Annotated in this window: 20 protein-coding genes; 11 read left to right on the top strand and 9 right to left on the bottom strand. The window is 72.0% G+C overall.

Annotation, left to right across the window (positions count from 1 at the left end; genetic code table 11):
- Positions 1-44 precede the first annotated feature (44 nt).
- The 5 genes from CXY01_RS12240 to CXY01_RS12260 form a co-directional block, all read right to left on the bottom strand.
- Positions 45-809 carry an ABC transporter permease gene (locus tag CXY01_RS12240; protein ID WP_146927717.1) on the bottom strand — a complete coding sequence of 255 codons (765 nt, stop codon included), beginning with the start codon at positions 807-809 and terminating at the stop codon, positions 45-47.
- Complete coding sequence (locus tag CXY01_RS12245) at positions 806-1,597, bottom strand: ABC transporter ATP-binding protein (protein WP_146927718.1); 792 nt, start codon at positions 1,595-1,597, stop codon at positions 806-808. The genes CXY01_RS12240 and CXY01_RS12245 overlap by 4 nt, the downstream gene beginning before the upstream one ends.
- A gap of 35 nt (positions 1,598-1,632) precedes the next feature.
- Positions 1,633-2,478 carry a DUF4097 family beta strand repeat-containing protein gene (locus CXY01_RS12250; protein ID WP_146927719.1) on the bottom strand — a complete coding sequence of 282 codons (846 nt, stop codon included), beginning with the start codon at positions 2,476-2,478 and terminating at the stop codon, positions 1,633-1,635.
- Between the two features lie 90 nt (positions 2,479-2,568).
- Positions 2,569-3,057 (bottom strand): toxin-antitoxin system HicB family antitoxin, encoded by a 489-nt coding sequence (locus CXY01_RS12255; protein WP_146927720.1) that lies wholly within the window; start codon positions 3,055-3,057, stop codon positions 2,569-2,571.
- An 89-nt stretch (positions 3,058-3,146) separates the two neighbouring features.
- Positions 3,147-3,797 carry a GntR family transcriptional regulator gene (locus CXY01_RS12260; protein ID WP_146927721.1) on the bottom strand — a complete coding sequence of 217 codons (651 nt, stop codon included), beginning with the start codon at positions 3,795-3,797 and terminating at the stop codon, positions 3,147-3,149.
- Between the two features lie 99 nt (positions 3,798-3,896).
- On the opposite strand from CXY01_RS12260, the gene CXY01_RS12265 reads away from it, so the two are divergent.
- Positions 3,897-4,613: an alpha/beta fold hydrolase gene (locus CXY01_RS12265; RefSeq protein WP_146927722.1), complete on the top strand. Its 717-nt coding sequence runs from the start codon at positions 3,897-3,899 to the stop codon at positions 4,611-4,613.
- A gap of 110 nt (positions 4,614-4,723) precedes the next feature.
- Positions 4,724-6,232, top strand: a complete 1,509-nt coding sequence (locus CXY01_RS12270) for an outer membrane protein assembly factor BamB family protein (protein WP_146927723.1) — start codon at positions 4,724-4,726, stop codon at positions 6,230-6,232.
- On the opposite strand, the gene CXY01_RS12275 is transcribed toward CXY01_RS12270, so the two are convergent.
- Positions 6,229-7,800, bottom strand: a complete 1,572-nt coding sequence (locus CXY01_RS12275; RefSeq protein ID WP_146927724.1) for an AbgT family transporter — start codon at positions 7,798-7,800, stop codon at positions 6,229-6,231. The genes CXY01_RS12270 and CXY01_RS12275 overlap by 4 nt on opposite strands.
- 85 nt (positions 7,801-7,885) lie before the next feature.
- Here CXY01_RS12275 and CXY01_RS12280 point away from each other — a divergent pair, with 85 nt between their 5' ends.
- Positions 7,886-8,854, top strand: coding sequence for an aldo/keto reductase (locus CXY01_RS12280; RefSeq protein ID WP_146927725.1), 969 nt, complete (start codon positions 7,886-7,888; stop codon positions 8,852-8,854).
- The gene (locus tag CXY01_RS12285; RefSeq protein WP_146927726.1) at positions 8,851-9,708 is read left to right on the top strand and encodes an NAD-dependent epimerase/dehydratase family protein; all 858 of its coding nucleotides are present in this window, start codon (positions 8,851-8,853) and stop codon (positions 9,706-9,708) included. The genes CXY01_RS12280 and CXY01_RS12285 overlap by 4 nt, the downstream gene beginning before the upstream one ends.
- 1 nt (position 9,709) lies before the next feature.
- Here the strand turns inward: CXY01_RS12285 and CXY01_RS12290 are convergent, their stop codons facing one another.
- On the bottom strand, positions 9,710-10,933 hold the full coding sequence (locus CXY01_RS12290) for a type II toxin-antitoxin system HipA family toxin (RefSeq protein WP_146927727.1): 1,224 nt from the start codon (positions 10,931-10,933) through the stop codon (positions 9,710-9,712).
- Positions 10,930-11,226, bottom strand: a complete 297-nt coding sequence (locus CXY01_RS12295) for a helix-turn-helix domain-containing protein (RefSeq protein ID WP_146927728.1) — start codon at positions 11,224-11,226, stop codon at positions 10,930-10,932. The genes CXY01_RS12290 and CXY01_RS12295 overlap by 4 nt, the downstream gene beginning before the upstream one ends.
- 133 nt (positions 11,227-11,359) lie before the next feature.
- On the opposite strand from CXY01_RS12295, the gene CXY01_RS20855 reads away from it, so the two are divergent.
- The 3 genes from CXY01_RS20855 (at position 11,360) to CXY01_RS12305 (ending at position 15,881) form a co-directional block, all read left to right on the top strand.
- Positions 11,360-12,391 (top strand): semialdehyde dehydrogenase, encoded by a 1,032-nt coding sequence (locus tag CXY01_RS20855; RefSeq protein WP_186813394.1) that lies wholly within the window; start codon positions 11,360-11,362, stop codon positions 12,389-12,391.
- Positions 12,392-12,396: 5 nt separating this feature from the next.
- Complete coding sequence (locus CXY01_RS20860) at positions 12,397-13,554, top strand: NAD(P)/FAD-dependent oxidoreductase (protein ID WP_186813395.1); 1,158 nt, start codon at positions 12,397-12,399, stop codon at positions 13,552-13,554.
- 74 nt (positions 13,555-13,628) lie between these two features.
- On the top strand, positions 13,629-15,881 hold the full coding sequence (locus CXY01_RS12305; protein WP_146927729.1) for a SpoIIE family protein phosphatase: 2,253 nt from the start codon (positions 13,629-13,631) through the stop codon (positions 15,879-15,881).
- Between the two features lie 92 nt (positions 15,882-15,973).
- Here the strand turns inward: CXY01_RS12305 and CXY01_RS12310 are convergent, their stop codons facing one another.
- Positions 15,974-19,318, bottom strand: a complete 3,345-nt coding sequence (locus tag CXY01_RS12310) for a discoidin domain-containing protein (protein WP_146927730.1) — start codon at positions 19,316-19,318, stop codon at positions 15,974-15,976.
- Between the two features lie 323 nt (positions 19,319-19,641).
- Between CXY01_RS12310 and CXY01_RS12315 the strand changes: the two genes are divergently transcribed.
- The 4 genes from CXY01_RS12315 (at position 19,642) to CXY01_RS12330 (ending at position 21,988) form a co-directional block, all read left to right on the top strand.
- On the top strand, positions 19,642-20,223 hold the full coding sequence (locus tag CXY01_RS12315; protein WP_146927731.1) for a 1-acyl-sn-glycerol-3-phosphate acyltransferase: 582 nt from the start codon (positions 19,642-19,644) through the stop codon (positions 20,221-20,223).
- Between the two features lie 31 nt (positions 20,224-20,254).
- A complete protein-coding gene (locus tag CXY01_RS12320) occupies positions 20,255-20,884 on the top strand; it encodes a TetR/AcrR family transcriptional regulator (RefSeq protein WP_246125282.1) in 630 nt (209 codons plus the stop codon).
- 74 nt (positions 20,885-20,958) lie between these two features.
- On the top strand, positions 20,959-21,549 hold the full coding sequence (locus tag CXY01_RS12325) for a DinB family protein (RefSeq protein WP_146927732.1): 591 nt from the start codon (positions 20,959-20,961) through the stop codon (positions 21,547-21,549).
- Positions 21,542-21,988, top strand: a complete 447-nt coding sequence (locus CXY01_RS12330) for an SRPBCC family protein (RefSeq protein WP_146927733.1) — start codon at positions 21,542-21,544, stop codon at positions 21,986-21,988. Before CXY01_RS12325 ends, CXY01_RS12330 begins: the two co-directional genes overlap by 8 nt.
- Positions 21,989-21,994 lie beyond the last annotated feature (6 nt).

Below are 21,994 nucleotides of genomic sequence, written 5' to 3' on the forward strand. Positions count from 1 at the left end.
CACGAGTCCGTGGACGGTTGGGGCTCTGTGCTCTGGGCGACACGTCAGCTGATCTTGCGCCGGTAGGTGCGCATCGCGAACACGTACGCGACGACGAGGATGCCGACGCACCAGGCGAGCGCCACCCAGATGTCGCTGCCCACCGGCTGCCCGGCGAACAGGTCCTGGATCGTGTTGACGATCGAGGTGACGGGCTGGTTCTCCGCGAACCACCGCACCGGACCCGACATCGTCTCGGTGGGGACGAAGGCCGAGCTGATGAACGGCAGGAAGATCAGCGGGTAGGAGAACCCCGCGGCACCGTCGACGGACTTCGCGGACAGGCCCGCGATGACGGCCACCCATGTCAGCGCCAGCGTGAAGAGGGTCAGGATGCCGGCGACCGCGAGCCAGGCCCCGATCCCCGCCGAGGTGCGGAACCCCATGAGCAGCCCGACGACGACGATGATCGCGATCGTGATCCCGTTGGAGGCCAGCGACGTGAGCACGTGCGCCCACAGCACCGACGGGCGGGAGATCGGCATCGAGTGGAACCGCTCGAAGATGCCGCTCTGCAGGTCGGTGAACAGCCGCACGGCCGTGTAGGCGATCCCCGACGCGATCGCGATCAGCAGGATGCCCGGCAGCAGGTAGTTGACGTAGTTGTCGGTGCCCGACCGGATCGCCCCGCCGAACACGTAGACGAACAGCAGCATCAGGGCGATCGGCGTGACCGCGGTCGTGATGATCGTGTCGACGCTGCGCGTGATGTGCCGCATGGAGCGGCCGGTCAGGTCGGCGGTGTCGCTGAGGAAGTGGGTGGTGGTCATGACAGGTCCTCACTCGGCTCGTTCTTGCTTCCGGTACCGACGAGCGCGAGGAAGATCTCCTCCAGCGTCGGCTGCTTCTCGACGTACTCGACGATCGCCGGGGGCAGCAGAGCCTTGAGCTCGGCGAGGGTGCCGTCGGCGATGATGCGGCCCTGGTGCAGGATCGCGATCCGGTCGGCCAGCTGCTCGGCCTCGTCGAGGTACTGCGTGGTGAGCAGGACGGTCGTGCCCTGCGTCGCCAGCTCCTTGATGACCTGCCACACCTCGATGCGCGCCTCCGGGTCGAGACCAGTGGTCGGCTCGTCGAGGAAGAGCACCGTCGGCTGCCCGATGAGGCTCATCGCGATGTCGAGGCGACGGCGCATGCCGCCGGAGTAGGTGGCCACCCTGCGCGCGCCGGCCTCGGTGAGGCTGAAGCGGGCGAGGAGGTCGTCGGCGATCCGGTCGGCGTCCCTGAGGTGGCGCAGCCTGGCGACGAGGACCAGGTTCTCCTTGCCGGTGAGGATCTCGTCGACCGCGGCGAACTGCCCGGTCAGGCTGATGGACTCCCGGACCCGGACCGGGTCCGTGGCGACGTCCGCCCCGGCGACGGTGGCCGTGCCGGCGTCCTGCTTCAGCAGCGTCGACAGGATCCGGATCATCGTGGTCTTGCCGGCCCCGTTCGAGCCGAGCAGCGCGAAGATGCTGCCCGGTGCGACGTCGAGGTCGACGCCATGCAGGACGTGCAGCTCGCCGTAGGACTTCTCGATGCCCTGCACACGGATGGCAGGTGCGGTGGTGGTGGACATGGTTCTCCCTCTTCTCGGGCTCGACTTCTCGGATCTCATCGGGCGCGCTGGACGGTGATGTTCCCGGCCTGGGTACGGGCGCGGACGGCGACGGTCTGCTCGGAACCGTCGGGGGCGCGGTTGTCCGTGAGCTGGTTGCGGACGTGCCCGCTCTTGGACGACAGGTCGAGCCAGGCGGGGACGCCGTCGCGCACGCCGAGGGTGATCTGGCCGTACCCGCTCTCCACCTCGATGGACCCGCTCGAGATCTCGTGGAGCTGGATGCTGCCGTACGAGGTCTTCGTCGAGACCGATCCCCGTGCCCTGGTGATGTCGAGGTCCCCGTAGGAGAGCCGGGCGTCGACGTCGCCGCCGGACTCGGTGATCTGGACGGACCCGTGCGACGCCTTGAGGACCGCGTCACCGGTCACCGTGCCGACGCGGATCTGCCCGTGGTCGGCCGTGATCTCGACCGACCCGTCCGCGGTGCCGACGGTCGCGTTCCCGTGCCCGGCCCGCAGCCACAGGTCTGCGGTGGACTCGACGTCCACCGGTCCCATGGAGCACTTGATCCGGGTGGCACCGAGGCGTCCGACGGTGCGGACGCCGCCCATCGAGCCCTCGGCGGTGAGCCGCGAGCCGGTGGGCAGCTCGACCCGGACGTCGACCGACTCGCTGGGGCCGATGAAGCTGAACCGGGGCTTGGGGCCGGTGACGGTGAGGCGCTGGCCGTCGAACTCGACGGTCGTCTCCTCCGCGCCACGGCGGTCGACCGCCTTGGCGGGGTTGGTCGGGGTGACCGTCACGACGGTGTCGGTGCGGTCGCCGGCGACGACCTCGATCGCGCCCACCGGCAGGTGGATGGCGAGGTCGATGGGGGTAGGTGTGCTGTACGTGGGCATGCTTGCGCCTGTCTTCCTCGGGGTGTGCTCGTCCGGCCCCGCGGGTTCGCGTGGCTGGTGGTGCTCTGGTGGGAGCCGGGCTGGGGCGGCTTACCGGGCCCAGCCGGCGAAGCTGTCGCCGGTGCGCAGCGAGCGCTGCGCGGATCGTCGTTGCTTGGGCGCCAGGGCGGCGGCGACCGCCCGGACGAGCCAGGTGTTGACGGACAGGCCGTCCGCGGCCGCCGCCTCGTCGACCTTGGCCTTGAGGGCGTCCGGCAGACGGAGGGTGGTCCGCGACGTGCTCACGTCGTCGAGGTCGACGGGCGTGGCCGGCTCGTCGTCGGTGTCGTTCTCTGTGCTCGGCTGGGCGACGACGAACTCGACCTCCCGGCCGCGCAGTCGCAGGTCGACCGAGCCGGGTGCCAGGTCGCGGGTGATCTCGCCGGCGGCTGCCGACAGGACGTCGAGCAGCACGAGCCGCGCGGCGGAGTCGAGGCCGGCGACCAGTCGCTCGGCGACCGCGCGGGTGTCGTCCGTGCCGGTCTCGGCGGAGTCCAGCAGCTGGCGCTGCAGGTCGTTGACGTACTGTCCCAGGTCCATGGCACCAGCATGACACCACGATGGTGTCATGTCTAGTGATTGTGGTGTCAGATTTGGCCGGAGTGGTGTCAGTCTGACGAAACCGCAGGTCAGGCGGTCGAGGTGGGCAGCGAGTGCCAGGTGTCGAAGGCGACGGCGGCGGCTCCGTCGGTGTCGCCGACGGCGCACAGGCGGATGAGCTCGTCGTGGCGGTCGGGGGAGCGCAGGCCGTCGGCCGAGGCGAACCGCACCCGCTCGATCCTGCGCAGCACGGGCATGTACTGCTCGAGCACCGCGGCTGCCGCCCGGTTACCGGCGACCGTCACGGGGATGGCGTGGAGCTCGTCGTCCGCGCGGAGCGCAGCGTCGATGTCGCGCGCGTCGAGGGCCTCGGCGAACCGCCGGGCCGCGTCGTTCATCGCGTCGAGGTCGGCGCTCGTGAAGTGCGTGACCGCCTCCCGGACCACCAGCTCGTGCATGGCCGCGACGACGTCCCGCGCGTCGCGCGTCGACCGCTCGTCGAGGGAGCTGACGACCGTCGAGCGGCCGGGTCGGGCGACGACGAGCCCGCCCTGGGCCAGCCGGAGCAGCGCCTCGCGCACGGGCGTGCGGCTCACGCCGAGCCAGGTGGCCAGCTCGCCGTCGCGCAGCTGCTCGCCGGGCGCGAAGGTGCCGTCGGTGATCGCGTCGCGGAGGCGGCGGTAGATGTCGTCGCGGAGCAGCGAGCGGTCGACCGGCGGGTGGTCCGAGGGAACAGGCACGGGTCCATGGTGCCAGGTGGTTGACGGACTGTCGGCAGTACGCAATATATTGCATCCGATTCGTGTTGATCCCCACGTCCCACCTACGAGAGGAAGACCATGAACAAGCAGACCATCGTCCTGGTACACGGCGCCTACGCGGACTCGTCCAGCTGGAACGGGTCCGTCGACGCCCTGCAGGAGGCAGGCCACCGCGTGATCGCCGTCGCGAACCCGCTGCGCGGGCTGGAGAGCGACGGCGACTACCTGCGCAGCGTGCTGGAGACCATCGACGGCCCGATCGTCGTCGCCGGGCACTCCTACGGCGGGTCCGTCATGAGCCACGCGGCGGACGGCAACCCGAACGTCACCGCCCTCGTCTACGTCGCGAGCTTCCTCGCCGAGGTCGGCGAGAGCCTGCTCGAGCTCGTCGAGAAGTTCCCCGGCGCCCAGCTGGGCGGCGCCGCCGTCCCGACGCCGTACCGCACGCCCGACGGCAGCACGGAGACGGAGCTGACCATCGACCCCGAGCGCTTCCCGGCGCTCTTCGCCGCCGACGTGGACGCGGACGTGGCCCGACGGATGGCCGTCACGCAGCGCCCCCTCGCGCTCGCCGCCTTCACCGCCCCGGCGACGCGAGCCGCCTGGCGGTCGATCGAGTCGTGGGTGCTGCTCGCTGCGCAGGACCTCGCCGTCCCCGCCGAGCTGGTGCGGTTCATGACCGAGCGGGCCGACGCGCACCTCGTCGAGGTGGACGCGTCCCACGCCGTCACCGTCTCGCAGCCCGGCGCGGTGACCGACCTGATCCTCGCGGCGGCGCAGGCGACCGCCCGCTGATCGGCGCCGCCCGGCCCCGTCGCGCCACCTGGGTGCGGCGGGGCCGTGCCCGTGAGGTCACCCGCTGCGATCGACGTGGGCCGGCACCGGTGCAGGTAGCCTCCCGTCGCATGGCGGCACGCAGCGGGATGGAGGAGGTCGAGCTCGTCGAGCACGACGCCGACCCCGCCGACCCCGTCGACCACGTGGAGCGCGCCCGCGGCGCCGTGCGCGAGCGTGCGCGAGCCGTCCTGCACTGGCTCTCCGGGCACCGCGTGCTCGCCGCCGCGACCGTGGGTGCCGTCGTCGTCGCGGTCGCCGTGCCCGCAGCCCTGTCGGCGCGGTCGGAGCGGGCACGCACCGCGGCCCTGACCGAGCTGCCCGGGGTCCTTGCGCCGTTGGCCTCCGCGCCGCAGGTCGCATGGACGGCACCGCCGACGCAGGGCAGCTACGCGCTGACGGCCCCGGACCACGCCTGGGTCCGGGACGGCGTGCTGGTCATGTGGGAGCAGACCGGCGACGCCACGAGCTCCCTGCGGGCGCTCGACGCCCGGACCGGCGACGAGGCCTGGACGGCCCCCCTGTCCAGCGTCCCGGACCTGGGAGACCCGGAGGACCGCATCACCGAGGACCCGACGACCTGCGTGGCGCCGGCGTCGGGTGACGGAGGCGGCGTCGTCGTGTGCCTGGTCGCGGACTCCTGGGCGCTGACGGGGGCGGAGGACGACACCGAGCCCGAGCTGGTGGAGGCAGCGACGGTCCGGCTGCGCGGGTTCGACGCCGCGACCGGCGAGACCGTGCTGGACCTGCCCGTCGAGAGGCACGTGTCCTTCGCGCCGGTCGGGACGGACCTGGTCCTCGTCTCGCCCCCGGAGCCGGGGGACGGACCCGCCCGGCTGGTGCGGCTCGACCCTGCCACGAGGAGCGAGCGGTGGAGCGTCGACGTGGCCCGCCCGTCCGCCGGCGCCGGCGCGGTGTACCCGTCGGTCCGTCTCCTCGAGGACGAGATCGGCGTCCGGTGGCTCGGCACCACCGCCCTGTTCACCGCCGACGGCGAGGCGGCCGGGGAGCTGGACAGCGACAACGTGTGGGAGCTGCGGGGCAACCGGGTGACGCTCGAGGGCGGTGGCGCGACGGGCGGCCAGCTGCGCGACCTCGACACGGGGCGGGTGCTCGTCGTCGACGGCCACCCGACGTGGCTGGCGACCGACGACCTGACCGTCCCCGACGTGCTGGTCCTCGAGTCGGTCGACCGCCTGACCGGGCGGCATCTCAGCACCGGGCAGCGGGCGTGGCAGGTCGACTGGCCGACGGAGTCGACGCAGAACCTCGTCGTCGTGGACGGCATGCTCGCGCGCCAGGCCGACGACGGGCTCACCGTGATCGACCTGGCCACCGGCGACCAGCTCTGGCGCCGGTCGGTGTCCGCGGCCGGGAACAGCATGGTCACCGACGGCCGGCGGCTGCTGGTCATCGAGTCGGTCGTCGGCACCGGGCTCGTGGTCGCGGCCTACGACGCCCGCGACGGACGCCGCGTGTGGGAGGCGCCGCTCAGGGTCGCCGTGCAGGACCTCGCCGTGGTCGACAACCGGCTGTTCGCGGTCGGCGTCGACGGCGTGGTCTCCTTCGGGGCCGACTAGCCCAGGTAGATGGACGCCCCCGGTCCGAGCGGGATGCCCAGCAGGTACCAGACCACGAGCAGCGCGGACCAGCTGACCAGCAGCACCACGGTGTAGGGCAGCATCAGCGAGATGACCGACCCGACGCCGACCTTGCGGCGGTACCGCTCGGCGAAGATCACGATCAGCGCGAAGTACGGCATGAGCGGCGTGGCCACGTTCACGGGCGAGTCGCCGACGCGGTAGGCAGCCATGGCCAGGTCGGGGGAGATGCCCAGCTGGATGAACAGCGGCACGAACACGGGCGCGAAGATGGCCCACTTGGGCACGACCCCGCCGATGAAGATGTCGATGATCGCGGTCATCGCGATGAGCCCGAGGATCAGCCAGACGGTGCTGAGGTTGGCGGCCTCGAGGGTGTCGGCCATGTTCACCGCGGCGATGGTGCCCAGGTTCGAGTAGTTGAAGTACGCGATGAACTGGCTGATCACGAGCAGCAGGAAGATCAGGCCGGAGAGGCCGGCGATGGTCTTGGTCATCGGGTTGATGACGTCCATCGAGCCGTTGATGGTGCCGGCGCCCTTGCCGTAGCAGAGCCCCATCACGAAGAAGTACACGAGGATCAGGAAGATGATCGAGTTCAGCAGCGGGGAGTCCTCGATCAGGCTGCCGGTCTCGGGGTTGCGCAGCAGCGCGTTCGGCGGCAGCGAGAGCGCGAGGACGACGGCGGTGGTGCCGAGGAACCCCCAGAACGCCCACCGCAGACCGTTCTTCTCCGCGGCGGTGAGCTCGCCGGAGGGCGGGGGCTCGTCGGCAGTCTCCGGTCCCTCCGACGGGTGGTAGACGCCGAGGCGCGGCTCGACGAACTTCTCCGTGAGCAGCGTGACGACGACGGTGACCAGCAGCGTCGAGACGATCCCGAAGTACAGGTTGCCGGTGATCGACACGTGGTTGGCGGGGTCGGCGATGGCCTCGTTGGTGATCTCCGCGAGCATCCCGTCGACCGGCGTGATCAGCATGTTCACCGCGAACCCGCCGCCGACGCCGGCGAACGCGGCCGCGAGGCCGGCCAGCGGGTGCCGGCCGAGCGACAGGAAGACCGCGGCGGCCAGCGGGATGAGCACCAGGTAGCCGGCGTCGGTGGCGATCGAGGACAGCACGCCGAGCAGCACGATGATGAACGTGATGGCCCGCGGCGGCGCGATCTTGACCAGCCGCTTGATGAAGGAGGAGATCAGGCCGACCTCCTCGGCCATGCCCACGCCGATCATCGCGACGACGATCACGCCGACCACGCCGAAGTTGTTGAAGTTGGCGACCGGCGACGTGAACACGAACCGGAGCCCGTCGGCGTCGAGCAGGCTCTGCGCGGCCACGGTGACGGTGATCGGCTCCTCGGCCCCGATCTGCGCCTGCTCGAACGTGACCGTGCTGCCCATCGCCTGGAACACGGCCGACAGCACCATGATGAACGCGATCAGGATGAGGAAGATGATCACCGGGTGCGGCACCTTGTTGCCCGCCACCTCGATGCCGTCGAGCACCTTCTGGAGGACCGACTTTCGGGGCGCTACGTCGACCTGGCTCATCTGGGCTCCTCGTCCTGAAACCGCTGTACCGCTGACGCTAGTGCTGGACCCGACATCTCGGACCCCTCCGTGATGGGATGTCGGCATGAAGCCGCCCGTCTACGCACCCGGTCAGTCCGGCTGGATCCGCGACCTCGGTCGCACCGGCCTGCAGGTCTCCGCCGTCTGTCTCGGCGGTGGGCCGCTCGGCAGCATGCCCGCGCTCTTCGGTCGCGACGTCCCCACCGACGAGGGCGTCGCCACGGTCCTGGCCGCGCTCGACAGCCCGATCCGCTTCGTCGACACCTCCAACGCGTACAGCGAGGGGGAGAGCGAGCGGCGCATCGGCGCGGCACTCGTCGAGGCCGGTGGCGTGCCGGAGGGCGTCGTCATCGCCACGAAGGTCGACCCGGCGGGGCGTGACTACTCCGCCGACCGCGTGCGCGCGTCCGTCGCGGAGAGCCGCTCGCGGCTGGGCGTCGAGACGCTTCCCCTGGTGCACCTGCACGACCCGGAGTCGTTCGACTTCGCGGAGATGTCGGCACCGGGCGGGCCGGTCGAGGCGCTGGTGAAGCTGCGCGAGGACGGCGAGGTCGGGGCGATCGGCCTGGCCGGCGGTCGCGTGCAGGAGATCGCGAAGTACCTGGACCTCGGCGTCTTCGACGTGCTGCTGGTGCACAACCGCTGGACGCTGGTCGACCGCAGCGCCGGTCCGCTGCTGGAGGAGGCCGTCCGGCAGGGCATGGGGATCCTCAACGCCGCGGTGTACGGCGGCGGCATCCTGGCGTTCCAGGCCGGCGGACCGACGACCTACGGCTACCGCCCCGCACCGCCCGAGACCCTCCAGGCGGTCGAGGCGATGCGCCGGGTGTGCTCGGACTTCCACACGGAGCTCGGCACGGCCGCCCTCCAGTTCTCCCTGCGGGACCCGCGGATCGCGTCGACCATCGTCGGCATGAGCCGTCCGGGCCGCGTCGCGCGCACCCTCGACCTGGCGTCCGAGCCGCTGCCGGACGCGCTGTGGCCGGCGCTCGAGGCGCTGGTCCCGCCGTCGCACGTCTGGCTCGACGCGTGACCCGCGTCGTGGTGACCGGCGGCTCCGGCAAGCTCGGCCGCGCGGTCGTCGAGGACCTGGCGACGCACGGCTACGACGTGGTCAACGTCGACACGGCCCTGCCGCCCGCCGGTCAGCAGGCGGTGTTCAGCCGGGTCGACCTCACCGACCTGGGGCAGGTGACCGAGGCGCTCACCGGCATCGAGGACCGGTACGACGGCGTCGACGCGGTGGTCCACCTCGCGGCGGTCCCCGCGCCGGGCCTGCGCCCGAGCGGTGCGACGTTCGCGAACAACGTCGTCGCCACCCACCACGTGTTCAGCGCCGCGCGCCGCGCGGGCATCCGGAACGTCGTCTGGGCGTCCAGCGAGACCGTCCTCGGGCTGCCCTTCGACACGCCCCCGCCCTACGTCCCCGTCGACGAGGAGTACGCCGTCCGCCCCGAGAGCACCTACTCGCTCGGCAAGGCGGTCGAGGAGGAGATGGCCCGGCACTTCACGCGCTGGGACCCGCAGCTCAAGCTCGTCGGGCTGCGGTTCTCCAACGTCATGGACGTCGCGGACTACGCCGCGTTCCCGTCCTTCGCCGACGACCCCCGCAGCCGGATCTGGAACCTCTGGGGCTACATCGACGCCCGCGACGGCGCGCTGGCCGTCCGCCTCGCGCTCGAGAGCGACCTGACCGGGTTCGAGGCGTTCATCGTCGCGTCGCCGGACACGGTGCTGGAGCGCCCGTCCGCCGAGCTCGTCGCCGAGTACTTCCCGGACGTCCCGGTACGCCGCCCGATCGAGGGCCGCGAGACGCTGCTGTCCATCGACAAGGCCCGCCGCCTGCTCGGCTACGACCCGCAGCACTCCTGGCGCGACGAGGTCTGACCTAGCTCAACGGTGCGAGCAGAGCGAGGGCGCGGTCTCGGACCGCCTCGGCGACGGGGATCTCGACATCAGGATCGCCGAGCCGTTCCGCGCTGCGCACCAGAGCCAGCAACGTGTCTCTCACGACCGTCGTGGCGTTCTCCGCCGGAAGCCCCCAGCGCTTCCCCTCGGTGATCAAGTGCTCGGCGGTGACGTCGGGCAGGTAGACCTGCTCGTTCACGGCATGGCCCGCGTGCCGTAGCCGGGGCGCGACGAGAAACACCGGCGCGACGTCGTACAGAGGCGTCATCGAGACGTTCGCGGACCGGCTGATGCGTACGGAGTAGTTCTTCGAGTGCGCGTCACCGTTGCCGATCGCGGCGTTGAACGTCACCTGTGCGAGGAGCTCCGACCGGAACGCGCCAGGGTCGAGCGCTTCGGGCGCCGCGCGAGCCGCGAGTGCTGCCAACCGGTGGTCGCCGGTGCTCGACTCGTACTTGTCCCGGGCGGCGAGGCCGAGCGCCTGCGTGAAGTCCTCCTGATGGGTGCGTCGACCGTCGCGACGGTCGAACCTCTCCACGACGAGCGCCTCCCGCCCTGCGAACGTCTGCAGGTCGGCACTCGCAGCTGGCAGCCCGGCGTCTGCGGCGAGCCGGAGCGCCCAGTGCTCGTACCGGATGATCTGCGGGACGACGACCTGCGTGCTGATCGGCTCGGGCTTGATGAGGTGCGTCGACATGGCACCCGCAGACGGCCACGCCCAGCCCTCGCCGGTCTGGGTGAGCAGCACCTTGTCCTGGATGCCGCCGAGGGACGCAGACACCTCCAGGCCGTCGCGGGCCTGGTGAGTGGGCAGGTCACGCACGATCTCGTCGACGTCGTCCTCCGTGAGCGGCGTGAGACGGCCGTTCCCGACCGAGTCGTCGCCGGTGGTGAACTGGATTGCGCCCGCGCACTCGCCTCCGATGCGCGCGAGCAGGGCGAACGCGTCACCCGGGCGGATCGAGTGCTCGCGCTCGAGGACCGCGCGCACGGTCCCCTCGGGCAGGAGGTTGTCGCAGAACCGTTCGAGAGCATCCCCCTGGACGCGCTTGTCCGTCAGGGGCAGCGACAGCGAGAGCGGCCGCGCGCCGAAGCCGTAGGTGCTCAGGGCGTCCTCCGTGAACCGCAGGCGCAGCCGCGCGGTGCGGAGCTGTTCCAGCTCGCCGACGACACGTCCGTACAGCCACATGGTGAGGACCCTCATCGGGGCGGTTCCACCGTCACGGTCGAGCCCCGGGGCACCACCACCAGCTCATAGCCCTGGATGTCGAGCAGATGCATGAGCGTGTCCACCTGCGGGCTCGTGCCGCGCTCGAGCCGGGACAGGTGCGGGCGCGAGGAGCCCACCCGTCCCGCCAGCTCGCTCTGGCTGGTCCCCGCTCGCTGACGGATGGACTGGAGGGCGGCGCCCAGCGCCTGCTTGGTGCGGGCGCGGTACCAGCGCATCTGCGCAGATTCAACTGGGGGCTCCATGGCAATGAATCCTAACAGATTCATCTGACGGAGCGTGCACGATGAATCTGAGGAGATGCGGTCCGGATGCCTGTCCGAGCACCTCACCCGGCACCGGCGGTATCAGGAACGGCGTCGAGGGCCCTTCTCGGGCACACCTCGACCACAGGAGCCCCTGATGAGCACCGCCGTCCCGTTCGCGTTCCTCGTCCACCCGCGTGCGCGGATCGCGGAGGACCTGGCCCGCGCGTGGCGTCCGCTCGGTCGGCTGCCGGAGGCCCTGCTGGACTCGGCGGTCCGACGGCTGCCGCTCCCGTCGTACGACATGGCGCGCGTGCACCTGGACTCGGCACCGGTCGGCCACGTGCTGCTCGTCCCGTTCGGTGCCAAGCACTTGCTGTCCGAACCGCACGAGGGCCGGGTGCGCGTCGGCCGGGCGATCGACCACGCGGTGCGGCTGGGCGCGGGCGTCGTCGGGCTCGGGGCGCTGACCGCGACGGTCACCGCGGGCGGCCAGACGCTGCGCGGTCGCTCCGACATCGGCGTCACCAACGGCAACGCCTACACGGCGGCCATCGTCGAGGACCAGCTCCTGGACCTGCTGGCGGACCTGCCGGACCGCCGGGTGGCCGTCGTCGGCGCCACGGGCTCGGTGGGCACCACGCTGGTCCGCCTGCTCGCGCGGTCCGGCGCGGCCGACTCCCTGCTGCTCGTGGCGCGCGGACGGGCCAAGCTCGACGCGCTCGCCGCCGAGGTGGACCGACGCGTGCCCACGACCACCTCCACCGACATGCACGACGTGCGCGGCTGCGACGCGGTGGTGCTGCTGACCGCGTCGGCCGACGCGCTGCTCGGCGCCGAGCACCTGGCACCCGGCGCGCGCGTGCTGGACGCGACGCAGCCCCGCAACACCTCGCCCGACCTGGCGCTGGCCCGGCCGGACGTCACGGTCGTCGACGGCGGGGTGGTCCAGGTGCCCGGCATGCAGCTGCGCGGCGGCGACATCGGCCTGCCGCGCGGGCAGGCGTACGCGTGCTTCGCGGAGACGTTCCTGCTCGGGCTCGCCGGCCACGTCGGGCACTTCTCGACGGGCGTCCCGACCCTCGACCACGTGGCGCACATCCGCGGGCTGGCCGACCGCTTCGCGCACCACGGGTTCCGGGCCGCCGCACCGGCGAGCTTCGGGCGGCCCCTGGTGGGTGCACGGTGAAGCGCGTGGTCCTCCTCGGTGGCGGGTACGTGACGCTGCACGCGTACGGCGCGCTGGCCCGACGGCTGCGCGGCGAGCTGCGCCGGGGCGAGGTCGAGATCGTCGTCATCAGTGCCGACACCGTGCACAACTTCCACGGGTTCACCGGCGAGGTCGTCGCGGGTCTGCTCCCGATCGGCCTGACGCAGACGCCGCTCACCGAGGCGATGCCGAGGGCCCGCGTGCTGCACGCCCGCGTCACCCGGGTCGACCTGGTGACCCGGACGGTGCAGTTCGAGGGCGGCGAGCTCGCCTACGACGCGCTCGTCGTCGGCACCGGCGGACGCGAGCCGCTCGACGGCGTCGACGGGCTCGACGGCACCGGGCTCACGCTGCGCGGACCCGGCGACCTGTCGGACCTGCTGCAGCGGGTGCGCGTCGTCGACGGTCCGGTGGTGGTCGTCGGCGGCGGGCTCGCGGGGGTCGAGCTCGCCGCCGCGCTCGCGGCCCGGACGGCACCGGTCGTGCTGGTCCAGTCGGCCGACCGCGTGGTGCCCGCGCTGCACACCGAGCAGCCGCGGCTGGCAGCCCGCTGCACCGCGGAGCTCGCCCGGCTCGGCGTGGACGTCCGCACCGGGGTCCGGGTCGCCTCGGTCGACGACGGCTCGGTCACGCTGTCCGACGGTTCCGTCGTGCGCACGCACGTCGTCCTGGCCACCACCGGTCAGCGTGCCGTCGCCCTGCCCGGCCTCGAGTCGCTGCCGCGCGACGAGCGCGGCCGGCTGGTGACCACGCGGGACCTGCTCGTCGCACCCGACGTCTGGTCCGCCGGAGACGCCGCGTCGGTCGCGCACCCGCGCACGGGCGTGCCCGTCACGGCGAACGCGCTGTGGGCGATCAAGGCCGGCGACCAGGTGGGCCGCAACGTCGCGCGGGCGGTGCAGGGGCGGGCCGGGCGGCCGTTCCGGTACCTCGGGCTCGGTCAGGCGGCGTCGTTCGGGGTCGGTCGCGGGGTCGCGGACCTGTACGGGATCCCGCTCACCGGGTGGGTCGCGTGGCTGATGCGGGTCGGGTTCTTCCTGCGGTTCATGCCGTCCCGGTCGCGCGCGCTGCAGGTCCCCGGTGAGCTCGTGCGCCGGTCCCGGGCCGGCCGGGCGCCGTCGCGGGTCGCCGTCCCGCGCTGACCCGGGGGCGTGCTGGGCCGTGGCAGTCTGACGACTACGATCCTGCCTCGGGCCAGGACGAGTCGGAGGTGCCCATGGCGGAGGCGGACGGGACGACGTTCCTCGCGCCCGGGGAACCGGTCGACCTCGACAACTGCGCCCGTGAGCCCATCCACGTACCCGGCAGCATCCAGCCGCGCGGGGTCTTCCTGGCGGTCACGGAGCCGGACCTGGTGGTCCGCCACGCGTCGCAGAACGTCCTCGAGCTCCTCGGGCACCCGGTCGACGACGTCCTGGGCCACCCCCTCGAGCGCGTGCTCGGAGAGGACGCCGCCGGGGCGATCAGCCATCACGTCCGCACCTGGGGCAACCTGCGCGCGCGCAACCCGCTGCTGGTCACGGTGGGTGGCGCGGAGACCGACGTGGTGCTGCACCGCATCCTCAGCGGGGACAGCACCCTGCTGGTCGTCGAGCTGGAGACGGCGTCAGGACCGCGCCCGTTCTCGTTCCCGAACACGTACCAGGCGGTCCGTGGCGCGGTCGAGAAGATCAACCGCGCGCAGGACCTGGCGGAGCTCTACGAGATCACCGCGCGCGAGGTCAGGACGCTCACCGGCTTCGACCGCGTGATGATCTACCGCTTCGACGAGGAGTACAACGGCGAGGTCGTCGCGGAGGCGAAGCGCCCCGACCTCAACCCGTTCCTGGGCCTGCACTACCCCGCGTCCGACATCCCGCCGCAGGCCCGCGCCCTCTACGAGAAGAACTGGGTGCGGCTCATCTCCGACGTCGGGTACACCCCGTCGCGGATCGTGCCGGGTCTCGACGAGAGCACCGGCCTGCCGCTCGACCTCACGCACTCGATCCTGCGCAGCGTCTCGCCCATCCACCTGGAGTACCTGGGCAACATGGGCGTCGCCGCGTCCATGTCGCTCTCGCTGCTGCGCGACGGCAGGCTCTGGGGCCTCATCGCGTGCCACCACTACTCCGGTCCGCACGTCCCCCCGTTCGGGGTGCGGGCCGCGGCCGAGTTCCTTGGGTCGTCCCTGTCGCTGCGCCTCGTGGCGCGCGTGGAGGAGGACGAGCTCGAGGCCCGCATCCGTGCGACCCGCACGCTGGCGGCGCTGCTGGCCGCGAGCCGGGACCAGGACCGTGCGCTGGCGTCGGCGCTGGTGACCGGCGTGTCCGTGCTCGACCTCGTCCCCGCGCAGGGTGCGGTCGTGTCCTCCGACGGCGTGGTCGACTCCGTCGGGCGGGTGCCGGCCGATCCGACGGCCCTGCTCGCCTGGGTGGCGGAGCAGGACGCCGAGGTCGTCGTCCGCGACGCGCTCGCCGAGCAGGAGCCGGCGCTCGCGGCGGCCGTGCCGGAGGTCGCCGGCCTGCTCGCGCTGCGTCTGCCCGAGGGCCAGTCGGTCGTGTGGCTCCGGCACGAGGCCGTGCGCAACGTGGACTGGGGCGGCGACCCGCACAACAAGGCGATCGCGACGCAGGAGGGCGACGACGTGCGCCTCAGCCCGCGCAAGTCGTTCGCCCTGTGGCGGGAGACCGTCCGCGGGCGCAGCGAGGCGTGGACCGAGCCTCAGGTGCGCTCCGCCGAGGAGCTGCGCGCGCGGCTGCTCGAGGTGCTGCTGGAGCGGTCGCGGCTGCAGGTCCGGGCGGCGGAGACGGTGCAGCGCAGCCTGCTGCCGGCATCGGTCCCCGACCCCGAGGGCTGGTCCGTGCACGCGCGCTACGAGCCCGCCGCCGGCGGCCGGGTGGGCGGCGACTGGTACGACGCCCTCGAGCTCCCGGACGGGCGGCTGGCGGTCGTCGTGGGCGACGTCGCGGGGCACGGGCTGTCGGCCGCGGCAGCGATGGGCCAGGTGCGCAACGCGCTGCGGGCGTACCTGCTGCGGGGCGACTCCCCGGCGCAGGCGATCGCCTCCGTCGACCAGGTGGTCCGCTGGACGATGCCGTTCGAGATGGCGACCGTGGTCCTCGCGCTGGTGGACCTGGCCACGGGGGAGGTCGAGCTCTCCGCCGCGGGTCACCCGCGCCCCTTGCTCCTCGCGCCCGGAGGCGAGGCCGTGCTGCTCGAGGCGTCCGTCGACCGGCCGCTCGGCGCCGGGTCGGGCGAGCCGCCGACCACCACGCTCACGCTCCCCCCGGGCGGCGGGCTCGTGCTGTACAGCGACGGACTGGTGGACTCCCGCGAGACGACGCTGCGCGACGGGCTGCAGCGCCTGCGGGGCCAGTTCGACGGGACCGACGGGCACCCGGTCGACATCGACGACGTCCTGCGCGAGTGCCGCGACCCCGCCTCCGTGGACGACGTCACGCTGCTGCTGCTCTGCCGCGACGCGGACTGACCGGACGACGACGGACGGTCGGGACCGCACTCCGACCGTCCGCCGCCGTCCGCCCGGGGCCCCTCGGAAAGGCCCCGGGCGACCGAGGGCCCCTAGTTGCGGTTGATGGTGAACGTGGACGTCGTGTTCCTGATGTCCTGCGCGTTGCCGCTCATCCGCAGGTTGGTGAAGGTCACGGAGCCGACTGCCGGCCCCTGACCCTGCTCCGGCATCTCGTTGGCCCAGATGCCGAACCCGGACTTGGCGTCCCAGGCGTCCCCGCTCTTGCGTGCCCCCGTGATCGACACGTTGGTGAACGTCGTGTCGGTGATCGGGTTCTGCGGCGAGGTGGGGCCGGTGTAGTTGGTCTGGAACATGATTCCCGAGTACGTGGGGTCGACGATGTCCACGTCGCTGACCCGGATGCCCTGGAACTTCTTGGACGCGGAGAACACCCAGATGGCGGGGAACGTCTGGTTGCCCCAGAAGTGGCCGCCGGCCCGCACGATCGAGATGTTCTGGAAGCTCGTCGGCGCCGCGGAGCCGAACTCGTCCATCGGGTACCCGAAGTCGAGCGAGCTGATCGTGATGCCGGAGTACACGAGCGTGTCCGCGATGTAGATGTTCCGGAACACGTTCCCGTACCCGCCGTAGACCGCCAGCCCGGCCGCGCGCCACGTGACCAGCGACGTCAGGTTCTCGTAGACGTTGCCGGTCTGGCCCGTGCCGCCCGCGTCGGTGGCCGCGAACAGGGCGAACGAGTCGTCACCCGTGCCGCGCGCCTCGATGTTGGCCACCCGGTTGTTGGCGCTGCCGTTGGTCATGTTGATGCCGTCGGCGAACGTGTTCCGGATGCGCGAGTTGGTGATCGTCGAGCTGTCCATGTTGGAGGCCCAGAACATGCAGATCATGTGCTCGACCCAGAGGTTGTCGACCGTCATGTTGGCGACGTTGGTGAAGTCCAGCACCTTGCCGGGGCCGTCGATCCGCGAGGTGTAGTTGCCGAAGTAGGCGAACCCGCGGAACTTCGACCCGTTCGACGACGCCTCCGCGCGGAACCCGACGTCGGTGTTCTCCTGGCCGGCCGGCGCGAAGAACCGGGTGAACCACGGACCGGCACCGACGATGTCGACCGCCTTGCCGTACACCTGGAACTTGTTCGACGTGGAGTAGTCGCCCGCCGGCAGGTAGACGCCCTTGATGGCACCCGTGGTGTCCATGCGCGCCCGGTCGAGCGCGTTCTGCACGTCCTGGTGCGTGAAGCCCGTCGGCTGCACGTACTGCGCGGGGTTCGGGTTCGGGTCGGCCGTGGCCAGCTCGGTGTTGATGAAGTCGATCGTCACCGGCTGCGGGTTGCTGGCGGTGCGCTGCAGGCGGATCGTCGCGCCGGCCGGGACCGTCGTGCCCAGCAGCATGCTCGCCTCGTCGTAGATGTGCCGCGGTCCTCCGGAGCCGGGCTGGTTGTTCGGGTTGGTCTCGTTGCCGTACAGCCACGCGAACCGCGACGTCAGGTCGAGCCGCTTGAGGTAGGTGCCGTTGACGAAGACGTCGATGCTGCCGCTCGCCCCGGTGCCGGCCGCGTTGTCCGGGATGGAGAAGCGGGTGACCAGCGTGTTCGTCGGGTTCTTCGTCGTCCACTCCACGTAGGAGCCCGTGGCGTTCAACGTGGCGGCGCGGCGTCCGGAGGCCTCGCCGGCGAGGTCGCCGACGGTCCGGTTGGGCCCGACCAGCACGGCACCGCCGCCCGTGCGGCCGTCCTCCGCCTCGTACATGTCGAACGGCAGGCGAGCGCCGCGGCCGACGAAGATCCCGCCGGTCACCACGTTGTTGGCCTGCTTGCCGGGCACCTCGGTGGAGTCGGGGGCCACCGCGCTGGAGACCGTGAACGTGCCGTTGCCGGCGGTCCAGGTGCCGAGGTTCACCGATCCGCTGGTGGCGCCGGCGGCGACCACGCCGCTGATCGACCCGGTGAGCGTCTTGACCACGCTGCCCGTCGTCGAGTCCTTGATCGTGACGGTCAGGCCGTGCGCGGCCGTCGAGGTCGCGATGTTGCCGTTGTTGGCGATCGCACCCGTGAACGTGACCACCGCGCCCGCCGCCGGGTTGCTCGGGCTCCAGCTGACTACAGGAACCAGGTCGGAGCTGGGCACGGGTGACACGACCAGCTTGGCCGGGTTGCTGTACGCGTTGTTCGACTCGTTCTGCTCGACCACCGTGTTGGCCGGGTCGGCGGTGGCGCCGATCGTGTACGAGCCCGCGGCCCGGGCCCCGATGCTCGCCGTGACCGTCGCGGTGGCGCCGGCGGCGATCGCGCCGACCGACGCGGTGGCGGCGTTCTGGCCGTCGACCTGGAACGCGACGCTCGTCGCTGCCGACGCCGACGTGCCGACGTTTTTCACGGTCGCGCTGAGCGTGACGGGCGTGGACTCCGTGGCGTTCGCCGGCCCGGTCACCCCGGTGACCGTGAGGTCGGGGTTGGGGGCGGCCGCACCGAAGACCTGCAGCTCGGCCACCTGGCCGTTGCCGGCGCCGGTGTTGCCGGTGAAGACGAGACGCACGTCGGACGCGGTGCCGCTCACGGCCACGGTGACGGTGTTGCCGGTGGACGGGCTGAACGCCCGGCCGGCCGACGACGCCAGCGTGGTGAACGCGCCCGTCCCGGTGCGGCCCTGCACCTCGAACGTCTGCGTGCGGTTGCCCCACGCGCCGTCTGGGTTGAGCCGGACCGTGACGGCCGACAGCTGGCTGGCCGATGCGAGCGTCACCGTGAGGGTGCTCGGGTACTGGCCGCCGGCGCCCTCCCAGTAGGTCCCGAGGTTGCCGTCGACCGCGTTGCCTGCGGCGTAGCTCCACTCGGTCGACGACGCGGCGATGGGCCGGCTCAGGGCGAGGTTCTGGCCGGTGACCGGGGGAGTCGTCGTGGTCGGCGTCGGGTTCGGGGTCGCGGAGCCGTGCACCTCGAGCTCGGAGATCTGCCCCGCGGGCCAGCCGGTGTTGCCGGTGATGCTCAGCCGGACGTAGCGCACGGACGTGTCCGTGACGTCGACGTTCACGGTGTTGGCCTGGCCCGGGTCGAACGTGTACCCCGCCTGGTTCTTCAGCGTGCTGAACGTCGAGCCGTTGGTGGAGCCCTGCACGGTGATGGTCTGCGTCCGGGCGCCCCAGGCGCCCGTCGGCAGCTTGAGGGTCAGGTCGGTGACGGTGGCGGCGGTGCCCAGGTCCACCTGCACCCACTGCGGGAACTGGTTGTTGGTCGACTCCCAGTACGTGGCCTGGTTGCCGTCCGTGACGTTGCCCGCACCGTAGACGTCCGACGTGCTGCTGGCGGTGGCGGGCTTGCCGGCGGCGAGGTTGGGCTCGGCGGCCTGAGCCCCCTGCGCGACGAGCGCGAGGCCGAGCGGTGCGACGAGCGCGGCTGTGACGGCGCCCGCGACGGCGAGCCTGACGTTCCTTCTCATGGGTGTCCTCGATCTCCCGCCGGGGCGGGCTCGGCGCCGGGCGGGCTGCTCGGACCGTGGACCCTGCGCCCTGCTCCGGACGCGTGGGACCGGCCCGCCGGGGGCGTCGGTGCCCCGTCGGCGCGAGCACGGCGGTGAACTGCGGAGCTGTACCGTCCGACAGTTGCGAGCATGAGCACGACTTTGTGCGCTGCACCTGTCGAGTTCTTGCGGGTTCGTGACCAGACACTACGAACGGCGACCCGGGGAGTCAAGAGAGGGCGCAAAACGGCCACACCGCGCTGTGACTGCACGCGCTCCCACAGGGCAGGTACCGTCCACCCGTGACGCTCCGACGGACCCTCGCCCGCGCCTACTGGCGCCTGAGTCGCTGGACCCTGCAGACGGAGCGGGTGCCCGTGGACGGCGCGGGGCTGCTCATCGGTGCGCCGCACACGTCGAACTGGGACTTCATCCTCATGCTGGCGATCTCCGGGGAGGCGGACCTGAAGATCCGGTGGCTCGGCAAGCACCAGCTCTTCGCGGGTCCGGCGGGCCCGCTCATGCGGGCGCTGGGGGGCATCCCGGTGGACCGGCGCGACCCCGCCGGGCTCGTCGACGAGCTCGTGGCCCGCATCCAGGGCGGTGACCGGTTCTACCTCGTCGTCACGCCCGAGGGCACCCGCAGCGGTTCGGGCTGGAAGTCCGGGTTCTACCGGATCGCCCGCGCCACCGACCTGACGGTGACGCTCGGCTACGTCGACCGCACCACCATGACCGCCGGTCTCGGCCCGACGATCCGGCTCACCGGCGACGTCGCGTCCGACATGGACGTCGTGCGCGCGTTCTACGCCGACAAGTCCGGCTTCGAGCCCTCGCGCCGCACCGAGCCGCGGCTCCGCGAGGAACTCCCTTCAGCGGAATGATCCGTTCCGTTCGGGTGCTAGCGTCGTGCCGGTGAGCACCCCTCTCAGCGGCCGCAAGGCCCAGGCAGCCCGCAACGACGAGGTGATCCTGGCCGCCGCGCGGACCGTGTTCATGCGCTCGGCGGACGCGCCGATCGCCGCCGTCGCCCAGGAGGCCGGCGTCGGGGTCAGCGCGCTGTACCGCCGCTACGCCAGCAAGGAGGACCTCCTGGTCACCCTGTGCACGGACGGGCTGCGCCGGTTCATCGACGTCGCCCAGCGCGCCGCGCTGCTGCCCGACCCGTGGGACGCGTTCGCGACCTTCGTGGAGGGCGTCATCGAGGAGGACACGCACTCGCTGACCGTCCACCTCGCCGGTACGTTCACCCCGACCCCCGAGCTGCGGGAGCTCGCGCTGCAGGCCGGCGACCTCGGCGACGCCATCATCGACCGCGCCAGGACGGCCGGCGCCGTGCGCGAGGACCTCGTGGACGAGGACGTCTCGATGATCTTTGAGCAGGTCACCGCCGTTCGCGTCGACGACCCCGAGCGCACCCGCGTGCTGCGTGCGCGGTACGTCGCCCTGCTGCTCGACGCCGTCCGCCCGGGCGCCCGGACCGGCACCCTGCCGGGACCCGGCCCCACCGGAGCCGAGCTCGGTGCACGGTGGGTCCCGCGCTGAGCGGGCGGCTGTCGGAGGGCGTCGCTACGGTCGGCACGCAGCAGCACCCGGAGTCGCCTCCCGAGGAGTGACGTATGGACGAGTTCGACTGGTCGATCCTCAGCATCCCGACCCCCCGCGCCGTCGTGCGCGGTCAGCTGGAGTTCTCCTGGTGGGAGCTCGGTCAGCGGCTCGAGACCGTCACGCAGGACGAGTTCACCTGGGAGCCCGGCCCGGGCGCGCTCAGCGTCCGCCGGCGCGGGGAGTCCACCGCGCCGCGGGCGTTCGGTGCCGGCGAGTGGGTCGTCGAGTGGCCGGAGGCGGGGGACCACCCCGGCCCCCGCACGATCGCGTGGCTGGTCGCGCACCTCACCGACGTGCTGTCCGAGCGCCACGACTGGACGTTCGGCGAGCACACCGCCCGACGCGAGACCCTCACCTACTCGGGCGAGGTCGGACCGGCCGTCGACGGCCTCACGCGCGTGGTCGACCTCTGGCGGGCGGGGATCGCGGGGATGTCCGACGATGACATCTTCACCGTCGGGTTCAGCCAGGCCACCGAGATCGACCAGCAGTCACCGTTCGCGCACCTCGTGGCGCACGTGAACCGCGAGATCATCCACCACGGGTCCGAGATCTTCACGCTCACGGACCTGTACCGCGTCCGAGGAGGCACCGATGTCTGAGAACCACGTCGCTCGCGCGACGGTCCGGATCCCCGCGCCCGCCGAGACGGTCTGGGACACCCTCGTCGACCCCGAGGCCACCTGGATGATGGGTGCGCGCGTGAGCAGCACCTACGTGGTCGGCGTCCCCATCACGTTCCACGGCGAGTGGGAGGGCAAGCCGTTCGAGGACCACGGCGAGATCCTCGAGGTCGACCGCCCCCGGCGCCTGCACTACACGCACTACTCACCGCTCAGCGGGCAGCCGGACACCCCCGAGAACTATCACCACCTGACCTTCACGTTCGAGGAGCACGACGGCTCGACCGAGGTGACGCTCGAGCAGGACGGCAACGGCTCGCCGGAGGAGGCGGAGCACGCGACCGCCAACTGGGAGCAGGTCCTCGCCGCGCTGCGGGACGCCGTCGCTCCGGATGCGGAAGCGGGCTCCCCGACGTAGCGTCGG

This window comes from Cellulomonas xylanilytica, assembly GCF_007989805.1.
Taxonomy (GTDB): domain Bacteria; phylum Actinomycetota; class Actinomycetes; order Actinomycetales; family Cellulomonadaceae; genus Cellulomonas; species Cellulomonas xylanilytica.

Coding starts and splice junctions, on each gene's coding strand:
- CXY01_RS12240 (WP_146927717.1), bottom strand. CDS start 809: ATGACCACCACCCACTTCCTCAGCGACACCGCCGACCTGACCGGCCGC.
- CXY01_RS12245 (WP_146927718.1), bottom strand. CDS start 1,597: ATGTCCACCACCACCGCACCTGCCATCCGTGTGCAGGGCATCGAGAAG.
- CXY01_RS12250 (WP_146927719.1), bottom strand. CDS start 2,478: ATGCCCACGTACAGCACACCTACCCCCATCGACCTCGCCATCCACCTG.
- CXY01_RS12255 (WP_146927720.1), bottom strand. CDS start 3,057: ATGGACCTGGGACAGTACGTCAACGACCTGCAGCGCCAGCTGCTGGAC.
- CXY01_RS12265 (WP_146927722.1), top strand. CDS start 3,897: ATGAACAAGCAGACCATCGTCCTGGTACACGGCGCCTACGCGGACTCG.
- CXY01_RS12270 (WP_146927723.1), top strand. CDS start 4,724: ATGGCGGCACGCAGCGGGATGGAGGAGGTCGAGCTCGTCGAGCACGAC.
- CXY01_RS12275 (WP_146927724.1), bottom strand. CDS start 7,800: ATGAGCCAGGTCGACGTAGCGCCCCGAAAGTCGGTCCTCCAGAAGGTG.
- CXY01_RS12280 (WP_146927725.1), top strand. CDS start 7,886: ATGAAGCCGCCCGTCTACGCACCCGGTCAGTCCGGCTGGATCCGCGAC.
- CXY01_RS12290 (WP_146927727.1), bottom strand. CDS start 10,933: ATGAGGGTCCTCACCATGTGGCTGTACGGACGTGTCGTCGGCGAGCTG.
- CXY01_RS12295 (WP_146927728.1), bottom strand. CDS start 11,226: ATGAATCTGTTAGGATTCATTGCCATGGAGCCCCCAGTTGAATCTGCG.
- CXY01_RS20855 (WP_186813394.1), top strand. CDS start 11,360: ATGAGCACCGCCGTCCCGTTCGCGTTCCTCGTCCACCCGCGTGCGCGG.
- CXY01_RS12305 (WP_146927729.1), top strand. CDS start 13,629: ATGGCGGAGGCGGACGGGACGACGTTCCTCGCGCCCGGGGAACCGGTC.
- CXY01_RS12310 (WP_146927730.1), bottom strand. CDS start 19,318: ATGAGAAGGAACGTCAGGCTCGCCGTCGCGGGCGCCGTCACAGCCGCG.
- CXY01_RS12325 (WP_146927732.1), top strand. CDS start 20,959: ATGGACGAGTTCGACTGGTCGATCCTCAGCATCCCGACCCCCCGCGCC.
- CXY01_RS12330 (WP_146927733.1), top strand. CDS start 21,542: ATGTCTGAGAACCACGTCGCTCGCGCGACGGTCCGGATCCCCGCGCCC.